Annotated in this window: 15 protein-coding genes and 1 pseudogene; 4 read left to right on the forward strand and 12 right to left on the reverse strand. The window is 48.7% G+C overall.

Going from position 1 to position 13,936, the window contains the following annotated elements:
* Window positions 1-51: 51 nt before the first annotated feature.
* Both KI362_RS14710 and KI362_RS14715 read right to left on the reverse strand, forming a co-directional pair.
* A complete protein-coding gene (locus KI362_RS14710) occupies window positions 52-864 on the reverse strand; it encodes a sirohydrochlorin chelatase (RefSeq protein ID WP_301628112.1) in 813 nt (270 codons plus the stop codon).
* A gap of 263 nt (window positions 865-1,127) precedes the next feature.
* On the reverse strand, window positions 1,128-1,418 hold the full coding sequence (locus KI362_RS14715; RefSeq protein WP_044477206.1) for a YerC/YecD family TrpR-related protein: 291 nt from the start codon (window positions 1,416-1,418) through the stop codon (window positions 1,128-1,130).
* 256 nt (window positions 1,419-1,674) lie between these two features.
* On the opposite strand from KI362_RS14715, the gene KI362_RS14720 reads away from it, so the two are divergent.
* A complete protein-coding gene (locus tag KI362_RS14720; RefSeq protein WP_301628115.1) occupies window positions 1,675-2,217 on the forward strand; it encodes a tyrosine protein kinase in 543 nt (180 codons plus the stop codon).
* A gap of 20 nt (window positions 2,218-2,237) precedes the next feature.
* Here the strand turns inward: KI362_RS14720 and corA are convergent, their stop codons facing one another.
* The 7 genes from corA to KI362_RS14755 form a co-directional block, all read right to left on the reverse strand.
* A complete protein-coding gene (gene corA, locus KI362_RS14725) occupies window positions 2,238-3,197 on the reverse strand; it encodes a magnesium/cobalt transporter CorA (protein ID WP_301628117.1) in 960 nt (319 codons plus the stop codon).
* 299 nt (window positions 3,198-3,496) lie between these two features.
* A complete protein-coding gene (locus tag KI362_RS14730) occupies window positions 3,497-4,495 on the reverse strand; it encodes an inorganic phosphate transporter (RefSeq protein ID WP_044477203.1) in 999 nt (332 codons plus the stop codon).
* Window positions 4,496-4,577: 82 nt separating this feature from the next.
* On the reverse strand, window positions 4,578-5,192 hold the full coding sequence (locus tag KI362_RS14735; RefSeq protein ID WP_044477202.1) for a DUF47 domain-containing protein: 615 nt from the start codon (window positions 5,190-5,192) through the stop codon (window positions 4,578-4,580).
* A 191-nt stretch (window positions 5,193-5,383) separates the two neighbouring features.
* Window positions 5,384-6,478: a DUF3048 domain-containing protein gene (locus KI362_RS14740; protein ID WP_301628120.1), complete on the reverse strand. Its 1,095-nt coding sequence runs from the start codon at window positions 6,476-6,478 to the stop codon at window positions 5,384-5,386.
* 177 nt (window positions 6,479-6,655) lie between these two features.
* Window positions 6,656-7,447, reverse strand: coding sequence for a DODA-type extradiol aromatic ring-opening family dioxygenase (locus KI362_RS14745; RefSeq protein WP_044477200.1), 792 nt, complete (start codon window positions 7,445-7,447; stop codon window positions 6,656-6,658).
* 123 nt (window positions 7,448-7,570) lie between these two features.
* Complete coding sequence (locus KI362_RS14750; RefSeq protein WP_301628122.1) at window positions 7,571-8,398, reverse strand: alpha/beta hydrolase family protein; 828 nt, start codon at window positions 8,396-8,398, stop codon at window positions 7,571-7,573.
* Window positions 8,399-8,529: 131 nt separating this feature from the next.
* Window positions 8,530-8,706 carry a hypothetical protein gene (locus tag KI362_RS14755; RefSeq protein WP_301628124.1) on the reverse strand — a complete coding sequence of 59 codons (177 nt, stop codon included), beginning with the start codon at window positions 8,704-8,706 and terminating at the stop codon, window positions 8,530-8,532.
* Between the two features lie 283 nt (window positions 8,707-8,989).
* Between KI362_RS14755 and KI362_RS14760 the strand changes: the two genes are divergently transcribed.
* The 3 genes and pseudogenes from KI362_RS14760 to KI362_RS14770 all read left to right on the forward strand — a co-directional run bounded on the left by KI362_RS14760 (window position 8,990) and on the right by KI362_RS14770 (window position 11,948).
* Entirely contained in the window at window positions 8,990-9,280 is a 291-nt protein-coding gene (locus KI362_RS14760; RefSeq protein WP_301628126.1) for a transposase, read from the forward strand.
* Between the two features lie 14 nt (window positions 9,281-9,294).
* Window positions 9,295-10,164 (forward strand): annotated as a pseudogene (locus KI362_RS14765) (IS3 family transposase); the annotation flags it as partial.
* Between the two features lie 1,079 nt (window positions 10,165-11,243).
* The gene (locus KI362_RS14770; protein ID WP_044477198.1) at window positions 11,244-11,948 is read left to right on the forward strand and encodes a hypothetical protein; all 705 of its coding nucleotides are present in this window, start codon (window positions 11,244-11,246) and stop codon (window positions 11,946-11,948) included.
* A 5-nt stretch (window positions 11,949-11,953) separates the two neighbouring features.
* On the opposite strand, the gene KI362_RS14775 is transcribed toward KI362_RS14770, so the two are convergent.
* The 3 genes from KI362_RS14775 to KI362_RS14785 form a co-directional block, all read right to left on the reverse strand.
* A complete protein-coding gene (locus KI362_RS14775) occupies window positions 11,954-12,715 on the reverse strand; it encodes a hypothetical protein (RefSeq protein WP_301628128.1) in 762 nt (253 codons plus the stop codon).
* The gene (locus KI362_RS14780; protein ID WP_301628129.1) at window positions 12,712-13,410 is read right to left on the reverse strand and encodes an ABC transporter ATP-binding protein; all 699 of its coding nucleotides are present in this window, start codon (window positions 13,408-13,410) and stop codon (window positions 12,712-12,714) included. The genes KI362_RS14775 and KI362_RS14780 overlap by 4 nt, the downstream gene beginning before the upstream one ends.
* Before the next feature lie 70 nt (window positions 13,411-13,480).
* Entirely contained in the window at window positions 13,481-13,864 is a 384-nt protein-coding gene (locus KI362_RS14785) for a GntR family transcriptional regulator (RefSeq protein ID WP_044477194.1), read from the reverse strand.
* Window positions 13,865-13,936 lie beyond the last annotated feature (72 nt).

A 13,936-nucleotide genomic window follows, 5' to 3' on the forward strand; every position in this document is an offset into this window, starting at 1 on the left:
CAGGGTGTACTAAGCAACCCTATTAGAAGGTATTACCCGTTTGGACGCAATTTAGTTATTCACTGATCTCATTATATTCAATATTTGCGCATACATCCAGCGGGCGACCAGAGGATGCGGCAGCAACGGCTCCCCGGAATACCGGTATTGCAGGCCTTTAAGGCGCTCAGGAATGACCCTTTTTGTAAAATAACCCGCACTTAAAAATAAAGGAGCCACTATGACTCCGTCCCCCATCTCCTCGGTATACCGGCTGACCTGTGACCGCAGGCTATCCGGATTCAGCAGCGCATAATCGGCAGCCGCCAGGCCGCTGATCTCGCCGATCCGGGCCGACAAGGCAGCTATTCCTTCTTCCCATCGCTGCCTGAACCCGTCATGTCTGCTGCCATGGCCGACAAGAACAAGCGCCTCCCGTTCCGGCCGCTTCGATAATCCCTTCACCTTGTCCCACACAAGCTCGGCGATCAAAGGATCATCGTGTACAGGAACGCCAAGAAACACGCGTGCGGATATACGGAGGCGCTCCATATCGGTCTCCTTCTCCGGCGTGTTCTTTATGCCTAAAGCGTAGGTAATCTCATCTATATGCGTACTTCCAGAAGACACAAACAAGGGGATAACGATGATTTCCGTAATCCCCTGCGCTTCCAGTCGGTCGATTCCGTCCTGGATCAGCCTGCCCTCCTGGTTATCCAGGAATACAGCTTCCACGGATATCCCTTCAGGGAGTAATTCCATCAACTCGGAAACCGTGCCGTCGACCAGCTCCGCCCACCCCGGGTCAGGAGAACCATGGCTAATGATGAGCACACCTGGCTGAACCGATTTGTTCAAAGCAAGAGGCTCCTTCTTGTTTGTCATGATTGCATTCTATCCTTCCCGTTCATTGAGGCGAGCCCGACTCCCTAGTGTTCAAAAAGTCAGCTTTTCAGCACCGAGAAGGTTGCGAGAACCCGAAGAAGGAGGAACGGAGTGTAGGCAAAACCTACATGAGTAAAATGCTTCCAAAGGAAGCATACCTCGTAAGCATCCGCTTGGACTTCTAGGGTGAACGCAAGATTCGATGTCGAATCAACCTCTTGAACCACTTCGTGATCAAAAGATGACTTTTTGAACTACCTTTATTATCTGCCTAAGCGGTCCAAGGTCATCTTATAACCCTCATTGCCATAGTTCAGGCAACGCTTCACGCGGGATATCGTAGCCGTACTGGCTCCGGTCTCCGCTTCAATCTGGTTATAGGTATTCCCTTTGCCAAGCATTCGCGCTACTTCCAGACGCTGGGAGAGCGACTGAATTTCATTGACCGTGCACAAATCATCAAAAAAGATATAACATTCCTCGATGTCCTTCAATGTAAGAATTGCTTCGAATAATTGATCAATGCTTTTATCATTCAATTTCTTAAGCTGCACTGGATAATCATCCCCTACCATGACTTAAACACAATTCCATTGTACCCGAGTCAAGTCCCCCTTTTCAAGCATTAACGGTTTCACGCATTACAGAAAGAGTGCCCAAATCCGGCAAAAGCCTAATGAATCGGGACATTCGTCTATACGCATTCGCCCCTGGACACATACAGTATAGTAATCAATCGCCCAAGGAAGAGAAGGAATCTCACGCTGTTTGTGAACGATTCAGAATTATAGGAAAAGGATCGTGATATTCATGCCACATTATCAATCTCCCCATCCGCAACGCACGACCCGCAGCGCAGCTCCATCTGCATACCCGTACAGCCAATACCCGGGACTCGCTCCCCTGGAAGGAGCCGCAGAAGAGGTACTCCAAGCAGAAGCCTCCTCACTGGTGCCTTACAGTCCGCAAGCGGGAGGTGCGCTCGCACCGCTCGGCGGCGGAGCAGCCGATGCTGCTACAAAGAGCGGGGGGCTGTTAGGCAGTTTAGGTAATCTGGGCAATCTGGGGGACATCAAGGGTATCATTGACCGCATGGGCGGCCTTGACGGCATTCTCGAAACCGTCGGAAAGGTTCAGAAGATGATGCAGACTGTGCAGCAATTTGCCCCCATGGCCAAAATGTTCACCGCATTTCTTCCCGGAGCCGCCGCCAAGCTTCAAGCAGGGGCGACAGCGGCTGATAAGGTTTCCTACTACAAGCCTCCCCGGCGCAGACGCAACGGTCGACGAACCAACAAGAGAAGCGGGTCGGGCTCAGGGAGCCGCAGGAAGAACGTCAAACGCCGCCGTTAATGCCAACGGCGGCGTCTCTCTTATTTGAACCAGCCGCGCCTCAGAAACGCGAGAATCATCCAGACGGTCAGCACCAGCATCCCGCCCAGCACGGCGAAGTATCCGTATTTCCACCCTAGCTCCGGCATATTCACGAAGTTCATTCCATAGATGCCCGCAATCAGGGTCAACGGCATAAATACAGTAGTAATGACCGTCAAGGTCTTCATGATCCCGTTCATCCGGTTCGAATTAAGAGAGATATAGGAATCGCGCAGATCGGCGGTCATCTCCCGGTCGCTCTCGATCATCTCCGATAGCTTGAGCAAGTGATCGTACACATCCGCGAAGTGTGCCCGCGGCTCCTTCTCCCCTTGGATATGTTGTGAATTCAAGATTCGGTACAACATATCCCGCATGGGAACAATCGTCCGACGCAGCTTCAACAGCCTGCTCCGCAGCTCGAACACCTGATTCATCAATAACTCCACGGACTCCCTGCTGCCCCGGTTCTCCAGCTCGTCCAGCTCGTCCTCTAAGGCATATACACAAGGGAAATACTGATCCACTAATGCATCAATGATAAAATAAGCGGCCACGAACGGTCCTCTCGTCCAGGACGTGCGGCTCTGTGTCCTCTGCTGCAATCCCTCCCATACCGCATCAATCTCCGTAATCGGACGGTGATGGAAGGAGACCAGATAATTTGGGCCAATGAACAGGTTAACCTCTGCAGTTGCCAGCGTATCCGGGTCCAGCGCATGCAGCACCAGGAACTCGTATTCCTCATAATAATCGATCTTGGGACGTTGAAGCACATGAAGACAATCCTCTATAGCCAAAGGGTGAAAATGAAACCCGGTATCCAGCAGACAGCTCTCTTCCTCGGTCGGCTCGCTGAAATCAATCCAGCTCCATAAGTATTTGGCGTTCTGAATGTCTTCCAATGAAATTCCGGCATCGACCCGATGATCTTGTGTAATCCCCATTACTCGAATCATGAACGGCATTCCCCCTATAAGAGGTTGTTCAAAAAGTCCCCTTTTGATCACGAAGTGTTTCAAGAAGATCATTCGACGTCGAATCTTGCGTTCACCCTTGAAGTCCGGTACTCATGTAGGGTCTGCCTACATTCCGTTCCTCCTTCTTCGGATTCTCGCAACCTTCTCGGTGCTGAAAAGTTAACTTTTTGAACACGAACTTTAAGAAAAAAGTTGAACTAATGATATACGCTGAAGGCAACGTGCGCAGTGCGTTCACTGTACACGCTGCCTTTTCAACGCAGCTTCTTAGTTCAACTTTATATAAGACCGAATAACAATTTGTACAATACACCGGCTAGTACAGCTACGATCGGAATGGTGATTACCCAAGCAACCACGATCCGTCCGGCTACTCCCCATTTCACGGCAGAGAAGCGTTTCGCGGAGCCTACCCCCAGAATTGCCGATGTAATAGCATGCGTAGTGCTGACCGGCAAGTGAAGCAATGTCGCTCCGAAAATAACCGTCGCTCCGGTAAGATCGGCTGCAAAGCCGTTAATCGGTTCAATCTTGAAAATCTTTGTCCCCATCGTCTTGATGATCTTCCAGCCGCCGACCGAGGTCCCCAGCGCCATTGCAGTAGCTGCCGAGAGCTTAACCCACAGCGGCACCTCCATATCATCCTGGAACTTAGCCGTTACGAGCGCAAAGGTGATAATCCCCATCGCTTTCTGAGCGTCATTCGTACCATGGGTGAAGCTTTGGATTGCCGCCGTGAGGATTTGCATGCTGCGGAAGCCTTTATTCACCGTATGAGGGCTGCGTCTGGCGAAAATCCATTTCAGAAGCATCATAATAATATAACCTACAACAAATGCAATAATCGGAGAAAGTACCAGGCCTTCAATAATGGTAATGAATCCACTCCAGTTCAGCTTGTCCGATCCTGCGCCCACATACACCGCACCGGCAAGCGAGCCGATCAGTGCATGGGAAGAGGACGACGGAATTCCGAACCACCAGGTAACCAGATTCCAGATAATTGCCGACAACAACGTTGCAACCAAGATCTCGAGACCGTTATCGAGCTTCGCGGGGTCTGCCACACTGCCGCCAATCGTCTTGGCAACACCGGTAAACATGATGGCTCCCAGGAAGTTCATGCAGGCAGCAAGCATAATCGCTGTCCGCGGCTTTAAAGCCCGGGTGGATACCGATGTCGCAATCGCGTTGGCGGTATCGTGAAATCCGTTAATAAAGTCAAAAGCCAGCGCAAGAAAGATAACGATCAGAATAATTAGTGTACTTATATCCATAACTAGTCTGCACAGATGGGTCCTCTCTGTCTAAATCCGCGCAATTCCCAACCTCCCGTTGATCGATTCAATAGCTTAGGCATTACGAATTACGCATAATGATGGATTCAAGCATATTAGCAACATGCTCGCAGGCATCTGTCGTCGTCTCCAGGCGCTCATAAATTTCTTTCTTCTTGATCAGAACAATCGGATCTGTCACCTTGGCAAACAATTCATTGATACAAATCCGCAACAAATCATCGCCCTGGTTCTCCAGATCGTTAAGCCGAATCGTGTGCTCACGAATTGCCAGCAGCTTCTTCTCTGATAGCAGGTGGATAGCTTTTTGAATCTCGTAAGCCGAATTACGCAAAATTTCTGCAAAATGAGTGATATGCTCGTCCGGCTCGGACAGATGATACATGAAGAAGCGTGAAGTCGTTGCCTCCAGACCATCCACCACATCATCCAGTGTCGTCGTCAGGTTCATGATATCGTCACGCTCGATCGGTGTAATGAACGTCTTGTTCAGTTCAACGATGATCGTATGTGTATAGCTGTCGCATTGGGACTCGAATTCCTTCATTTTCTTGGCGAATTGGTCCACATTGTTGAATTCCGTTACTTGCTCAGCAAAATAATCCGCAGCATGCACGATAGCATCTGCCATGTTCTCTAAAGTTTGAAAAAAGATGTCCTTCTTCTTGACACGCATCTTGTTTCCCCTTTTCTTTAAATATACGATTTTACACTCCTATTACACTTTTAACACTGGCTTAACACGCCTTGAATATCTTATCACATCTCGTAAGAATGTAGGTAATAATGTCGCAAACATTTCAAACTCACAGCATAAATTTACCCAATCGGAACCAAAACTATCCTTGCATATACAATTTCAGACAATTACGGGCTCGTAATTTCCTCATTCACCTTCAAATGACTGTCGAAATCAGGACTGTTCGGGACAATATTGAAATAGGTCGTTCCAGGAATAAAAGGAACCTCCACATTATCCTTCACGAACCGGATCACATCATCGGCGCGCCGGATCCAATTGCCCCGAATCATTTTGCCCTGCTGGAACAACACGGCTTCTCCGCCCAGGTCCAGCTCAATCGATAATCTGCCGATATCATCCAATACCTTATGGTTTGCGCCCATGACAACAACGTTCGCTGCCGTCAGGGTCTCCTCGCTCTCCAGATCGACATGAGGGCTTCCGTTAATAAAGCGCTCGTATAGTCCGCTGGAGGCATTATATTGATATTGAACCTTATAGTTTTCTAATTGAAACTTAATCTCTAGCTTTTGAGCTGATTCTCCTTCAACCACCTCATCCGCACTCCGGAAGGTGTAGGAAGGGACGTCCGCATCCTCTAGAGCATAGCCTCGCTTATTTGCTCCTTCCAGCAAGGTCTCCACATTGGAATATAGATTGTGAGGCGCCTTGCGTGATTTGTCCCGCCAGAAAAAGGACCCTGCATTCGTAATCTCATCGAGATCCTCCTTATGCTGGCGTTGAAGAATAGCGTATGCGTCATTGCTCGCTCCGGCATGGACAAGAACGCCGTGATAGCTCTCCCCAAGATCAATCATATATGGACGTATACTCCGGATTGGGCCAATCTTGGCGCCATCCGCATGACTTTGAAAAATCGAGACTAACCGGGTAACTCCGCCTTCGGCCAATACCTCATAGACGATATCGGCTCCCAACAGACCGGATTGAGGTCTGGCTGCCGGCGCATTATTGACCATAATCGCCAAGGGCCGGCGAGTAACCGGTTCATCCATCGGCATGCCTGTGAGCGGCGCCGTGTAAAGCGGAACTGTCGGCGCTTCAGGTTCATCAGGCGTCGTAGGATCCTGCTCTGTAACAGGAGGCGAGTGCTCGTCCAGATCCGCAACCTCCTTGACCGTATTACATCCAGACAGCAGAATCAGGCATGCAGAGAGCAGCAATAAGAAGAAACTCAATTTAGGGTTAAATTTTGTCATATTTCCTCCGTCAAACTATTTGTAAATTCTATTATACGCTCTCGGCTATCCCTGAGAAAACCAAGAGTTGGCTTAAAATTAATAGAGTGTGTTCATCCAAAGGGGATTTGAACGCAAAAAAACGCCATGAGCCCAGAGACTATAGCGTCTCTGACCTCATGACGGCTGAATTAAAATCTAGGATTTGCTACCGAACATCCAGCAATTCAGGCTGAGATTGCCAAATTCATATTCCTGATGCAGCTTGCTGGCATTACGGTCATTGTCGGAAGCGCCCATCGCGTACAGCAGGGGGGCAAAGTGCTCCGGAGCATAGGAAGGAACCGCTTCGCGAGCATGGGGCGCACGCTTAACATATTCAAACAACTGACGCAGATCCCAATTTGCGAGTTGCTCTTCAATCCATTTATCGAAGTCGACCGCCCACGATGAAGGCGAGTCGCCGCTGCGCTCCAGCATTCGCAGATTGTGAACCAGTCCTCCGCTGCCGATCACCAGCACATTTTCCTCCCGAAGGGCCATAAGCATTTTGCCAATCGCATATTGCTCTGCAGGAGTGCGTCTGGCATCCACCGACAATGCCACAACCGGAACATCACATGCAGGGAACATCTCCCGAAGCACGATCCATGCCCCGTGATCAAGCCCTCTTCCCGTGATGGTCTTATAAGCCAGATTGCCGTCCTTGAACAGAGCTTCAATCCTTGCCGTCAGCTCAGGACTTCCTGGTGCAGGATAACTGATCTCGTACAGTTCATCCGGAAATCCGTAGAAATCATGAATAGTATCATGAACCTGATCGGAGGTCACGAATTGAATCGGGGAATCCCAATGTGCGGAGAACAGAACAATCGCTTTCGGTTTGGACAAGATCTCTTGTCCGAGCCTGCGTAAAAAAGCCGTGTATTCGTTGTTCTCGATCGCTAAAGTTGGAGCCCCATGGGCAATAAATAAAGCAGGCTGAGTCATTCTATCAACCTCCCGGGCATTCGCCAAAGGATATATTTCCATTTTATCCCGAAAGGAAGCGATTTACCACATTTGCGAAAAAAGATTGAAGATTTTCAGCCTGCTTTCAGCCTTTGAAACGGTTTAGATCATCCAATGCTGCCAATCGCTTTGGGTCGTCTGAAGGCGTCCTAGCCAGGATAAGGTCGTCTGCAACAGTTGTTTGCGCGATTCTCCGGATGAGAAGGTATGATTGGCCTGAAAAATAATCTCCTTATCACAGCTGCCCTCGCTCCGCATCCAGAACACCTTCTGATACAGAAATGCGTAGTCTGCCGGAATGTCATCATCGGAGGTTCCGTGAATTACGAGTACATCTCCCGTGAACTTCAGCGCTTCCTGAAGCGGCTGGAAGTTGCCCAAGGAATTAAAGAACACAGGCGTCAATTCATAGCCAAGATAATCCGCACTTCCCTGCCCGATGGCCTGGTCATAGACCTGGCGGCCGGTTATTTTCACGATATCCCCAAATGGATAGCCTACCGAAGCCCACAGCACCAGATTTTTCACCCGGCGATCACGGACAGCAGTCAGAAGTGCGATCATCCCGCCAAGACTGTGTCCCAGCAAGGTCACACGGGTTGGATCAATGTCCCCGATTCCCAGCGCATAATCAAGCACTGCGCGAGTCTGGGCAATCATGGAATCCACGCCCTCATCTCCATAGGTTCCGGTGCTCTCCCCGCAGCCCAGATAGTCGAAGCGGACGGCCAAATAGCCTTTGGCGGCAAGCTCTCTGGCAGTGTTCACGAACAACCGGTCAACCCCGATACGGCTCCCGACAAAGCCATGGCAGATCACGACGAGCGGGGAACGTCCCTTGCAACGCCCTTCCTGATTAGCTGTTGTCGGATAATGTATGCTTGCAGCCAACGATTCCTGTCCATACGGAATAATAATTTGACGCTCCATCCGATTCCGCCCCCATTCCTATACGAATTATCGAACCAATCATATTAATATTAATCCGATAAGTTTAATAAGATTTAATGTAATCTTATATTAGCATTGGAATCGAAACGGTGTCAATCTTATTCCACTCGCTATTCGTAGGCCTGTCTCAAATAAAAGCGAGTCATATCGTCATGCTCCATCTCAGATTCATTCGAGTCATAGCGCATCCCGATCACATCATCCTCTGAGGCCACTTCCTCCAGGCTTCCCCTTGAATGACTGTTCAATAAACAGCGGCGAGTCAACTCCGATTCATCATAATCCATTTCGGCTTCCCTCCAGAACTAATTTGCAGTAGTTTCGGCGTGAGGATAAGCCTTTTATACCTGTTCAAGAAAACGTCACATTAACAGAGCTATAAGTTGAACTCATCAGCAAAAAGAGCCGAATAAATGTTTGTGCGTCCGGGGGCAACGTGTGAAAGGTGCTTACGATCGCTGTTGCTCGCGGATTCCTTTGATTAAATAAAATGGAGTGCTACGATAAAAATGCAGTCGAAAAACACCCTCGTATGAAATAAAATGAAAGCTAATGAGGGGATGAGCGAGAATGAATCGGTACGACAAAACATTCAAAGAAGAAGCGGTAAGGTTAAGCGATGAGATCGGGCCCAAGAAAGCCGCCGAGCAGTTAGGCGTAGCCTACCACACCTTGCAGGACTGGAGGAAACGAAGAACCCTGCACGGTGATGGAGCGCATATCGGAAGTGGTCGCGATTATGCATCTACCAATAAGACTACGCGTGAAATCGAATTAGAAAGAGAAAACAGCGAGTTGCGTCGTGCGAATGAAATTCTCAAGGACGCACTTGGTTTTTTCGCAAAAGACCGGAAGCGGTAAAAGCATGCCAGCTCTATGGTTACATCCGTGAACGACGGGATCGATGGACCGTCAAGGAGATGTGCAAAGTACTTGCTGTCAGCGAATCAGGCTATTACCGCAGCCTGAAGCCCGCATCCAAACGAGAGCGGCAAGAACGCCTTCTGGTCAAAATCAAAGAAATCATCGAAGAATATGAAGACAACAGCAATTACGGTGCCCAGCGGATTAGGCTGGCTCTAGCGCAAAAAGAGATCGTGACCAGCTACAGCACCGTCTATCGCATCATGAAGAAGTACGGTCTGCTGAAGAAAGTGAGGCGTCATCCAAACGGCATTACACGTGAGGATGCGGCAGCTCAAAAGAGCGAGAACCTGATCCAGAGAGACTTCAGCGCCTCAGCCCCCAACCAGAAGTGGTTATCGGATATCACAGAAGTGCCTTGTTTAGACGGTAAGCTGTATGTGTCCGCCGTATTGGACTGTTTCAATGGAGAGATCATGGGTCTGGCCATGGATGACAACATGCGCAAGGAACTCTGCATCCAAGCTTTTGAGAACGCCTGCAAGGCCAAAAATGCTCGTAGAATGATTTATCACAGCGACCGGGGCAGCCAATTCACGAGCCAGGCATTCCGAGCGTGTCTGGCTAAACGAGATGCCGTTCAGAGCATGAGCGGCACAGGGCGCTGCTATGACAACGCAAGAATGGAAAGCTTCTTTGCTACGCTAAAGAAAGAAAAGCTATATAAGATCAAAACCGAGCAATATCCGATGGCCTATATTAAATCGGTCATCTTCCGATACATCATGGTCTATTACAACAGACAGAGGGTCTACACCTCTAATCCAGGGGGCTGGCCCCCAACTATTTATCGCGAAAGAATGCTGTCACAGGCAGCTTAATCATGGGGTTCTTCATGAGTGTGTTTTCAAACTGCACTTTTTTTGACAACTCCAAAATCTGAAATTGTAGGAATCCACTCACAAAGGCGAACACTCCGTTTCTTCAGCACCCTTCACACTTATGCCCTACCCTACACAGTCTCTTCAGTTCGGCTTTATAGGCGCTAAATTTTACTATAATAGCTCGCAAGGCAAAATTCAGTGCTCGATTGCATTTGAATTACTCGCACACATATAGCTCACACATATAACACATACATATAGCGCATGTACCAAAGCTAACCAATCAAAATGCAATCTGACAGCAAATTCAGAAAAATGCAAACCAAGTACGCATCACTCACCCATGCCGATATAGTGAAAAAAGTTACCTTAAATTCAGTGGAAATGATAGAAATGCGGATATAGTGAAATTTTTGTACTTAAAGTTGACTAAAACACGGGTTTGGCTAGTTACTTGCGATCTAAGGTAAGTTTTTTCACTAAATGTGGGTTCGTGCGTCGAATGGAGAATTTAAGGTAAATAAATTCACTAAAGCGTGACCGGAATGATTCTGATCAAGCAGATGGGTGATGTTCTAAAACGAGACTGAAATTCCGTTCGAACAAGCGAAGTTCCATACAATACTGGAAGCCTGAAGGATAATCGAAGTTCAATGCAAGGCGGAGTATCTTGAGGTCGGGGGCACAACTCAGAGCACTCAGTATCCTGCTTGCATGCCACAGGCAGCAAGCTTATTGCAATACCGCGTATGGCAACAGCCATGTGTAAACTGCGGTATCAGTTGAACTGCTCAGGCGAGTAGTCAGGGCAAAACTGTGAGGTGTTGTGAGTAAAAGCTTTCTGAAAAAAAGCTTCATCGGGAGCATAGGCTCGGAGCGTTCGCCTTTGTGAGCGTATTTCTCCCTCGTTAGAACTTAATTCCAATGAAAGAAATCCGTGAACAACAGCGATCGTAGCAACTCTTCATACGTTGCCCGCCTAACGAGCCTCTTAGAGATTTGCAGCTTTTTCCTCAGGTGAAGTATGATGACTGTAGTACCTACTTCATTTCTAGCTATTAAGGAGCGAACATCACTTGAACAAGAATATCAACAAGCCTGAGCTTCAGGCCATCAAGCTGCAAATGAATGATTCTCACCGCGCCTATTTCCAAGAGGTCTCGAAGCTTCTCTATAAAGCAACCGACGAATCAACCCGATTAACTGAAGCTCGGGCTGATCGTGCTCTGCTCCAACTTGCCAGACAAATCGTACGGCTTGAAGCTCAAGGACGTCCGGTAGAGCAGCTTCTGCAGGGTCCCCCGGCCGCATTCGCCGAACAGTTGGCGGATGATATCAGGATGCGCAGACCGCGCACCGCTCAAGAGAAGCTGCATTATTATGTACTGATCGCCTGGTCAGCTATAACCTGGGTGTTCTTTATCTATATGTTTCGAGGCTATTTCAGCTTATGGCTTGAAGGAACCGCCCCTGTATACGAAATCAGCACGACCCTTCTGCTGCTGATTGCCGCTCTGGCCGTGGCTTCGATCGAGCTAATGACCCGCTTTCTGGGAACAGACTCGCGGAATAGCAAAGAGGAGACGCCTGGCGCCCCCTCCCGCAGAAAACTTAGTCTGAAATCAATCGGAATGTACGTTGTCTTTGTTGTATTGGTAAGCGTCGGCGGCCTGATCCTGGATCGCATGCTTCCAGTCTTCCCGGTGACCCCGCTGCAGAGCCTGATCATTTTCGCCATTGGACTCGCCGGACAAATTGCACTCTTCCGAAGCTCCAAATAAGGAGATTAGATTTCGAGCTTTTTACGAATCGGCCATGCCATCAGCCAGAGCAACAGGGCGGCTGCAACAAGTTCAAACAGGAAGCTGCCTAGCCCTGTTCCCAAGGAACTGACCGAGACTGTATCTGGAACCGCTGATGAACCTGATTCGATCTGAACAATCCCGAAGTTAGCTGCACTGCCAGCTTGTTCAAATATCGTCTCACTGATCAAGCTGATCATATTCGTAATAATGATAAATACGATAATGCCGACCCAAACTCCCGCCTTCCCGCGAATGTTGACCATAGCCCCAAGCGTTATGGAGAAATAAACCAACAGCATAACGAAGAAGGTACCCCAGATTCCGCTGGCAACGGAAGTAATCACATCCCATGCCGTAGGCTGTATATTTCCAAGTTCCAGGAGGGCTGTGAACTCACTCCAGGGATTTAATAATAGCCCGTGAATTAACGCAATGACGAATACCGCCACCATAATAAGCGTACTGAACAACAAGGAGGACAGCACATGGTATATCGGATGAATGGGAACCAGTCTCCGTTGATAGGACCGGAGATTTTTAATATATGCCTTGGAGCCTGTGATGACCATTACGACCATAGCGCATACATACATCATCAGGCCTATTCCGATCACAATCATCGGTTCCCAGCCTCTGGATGTTCCCACCCAATGCAACAATAGTTGAGCTACGACCAGCACAGCAAGAACGCTATAGATTGTATTGGAATCCCTCTTCCAATCGTATTTTAACAGCTTCATCATTCGGCGAACACCTCCTTGAACAAATCCTCCACACTTTTTCCGTGCTTGCTCCGCAACTGCTCCACTTCATCCTGGAGAACAACCTTCCCCTGCTTCAGGAACAACACCTCATCAAAGATCCGTTCAATCTCACGTACCAAATGCGTGGAAATCACGATGCTGCTGTCCTCGTCATAGAACTCCAGAATCGCATCCAAAATACGGGTTCGTGCCACAGGGTCAACTCCTCCGATCGGCTCATCCAGCAAATACAATCTGGCTCTCCGGGACAAGGTCAGCGTAAGCTGCAGCCGCTCCTGCATTCCTTTCGATAGCGTGCTGACCCGGTCGCGATCTCTCAGATTCATGAATTCCAGCATCTGGCCTGCTTTGTTCTCATCAAAGTCAGGATAGAAGTCCCGCTGCATTTTAACCGCCTCATATACACGCATCCAGCTCTCCGTCAGCGGACGATCCGGCATAAACGCTACCTCAACCTTAGACTCCAGTCCTGCCGGTTTTCCCAGCACAGTAGCATTTCCTTCATAGGGAATCAAGCCTGCGGCAATTTTCATAAGTGTACTCTTACCGCTCCCGTTTGTACCCAGCAGCCCTACGATTTTACCTTTGCCAATAGATAACGAGACCTGATCCAGCGCTTTCTTCCCGGCATAATTTTTCGAAACACCTTGCAGGTGCAAAATTTGATCCTTCATTTTACGGTCCTCCTTCTATTCTTCACATGAAAATCCCGCTTCCTCGACCTCTTCCCTAAAATCATAACGGTCATTTGAGAGCTGGCGGATTTTTGTCGTCTACCGCTTCGGCAATGATCGCTGCAATATCTTTATTAGCAAACCCGAGCTCCTGCATCCCGGTAATAAACCGCTGGATCAAATCTCCGGCCATTTCCTTTTTGATCGCCATAATCTTAGCCTCCTCGCTGGTTACATATCGCCCTAGTCCTCGCCGCGTCTCTACGACCTCTTCCCGTTCCAGTTCCTGAAAGGTGCGCTGTACCGTATTCGGGTTAATCTGAAGCTCGGCCGCCAGTTCCCGGACGGAAGGAATTTTGTCTCCTGCCTTGAGCTTGCCCGTCACAATCTCCCGCTTGATATAATTCATGATCTGCAAGTAAATAGGCAGGTTATTGTCAAATTCGAGTGCCACATAATCTCCTCCCTTCAAACTGTATCTGTGTCATAGTTAAATAGTACACTAGTATTTTGTTGTTGTAAAGTG

It is taken from the genome of Paenibacillus apis, assembly GCF_018333295.1.
GTDB classification, from domain to species: domain Bacteria; phylum Bacillota; class Bacilli; order Paenibacillales; family Paenibacillaceae; genus Fontibacillus; species Fontibacillus antibioticophila.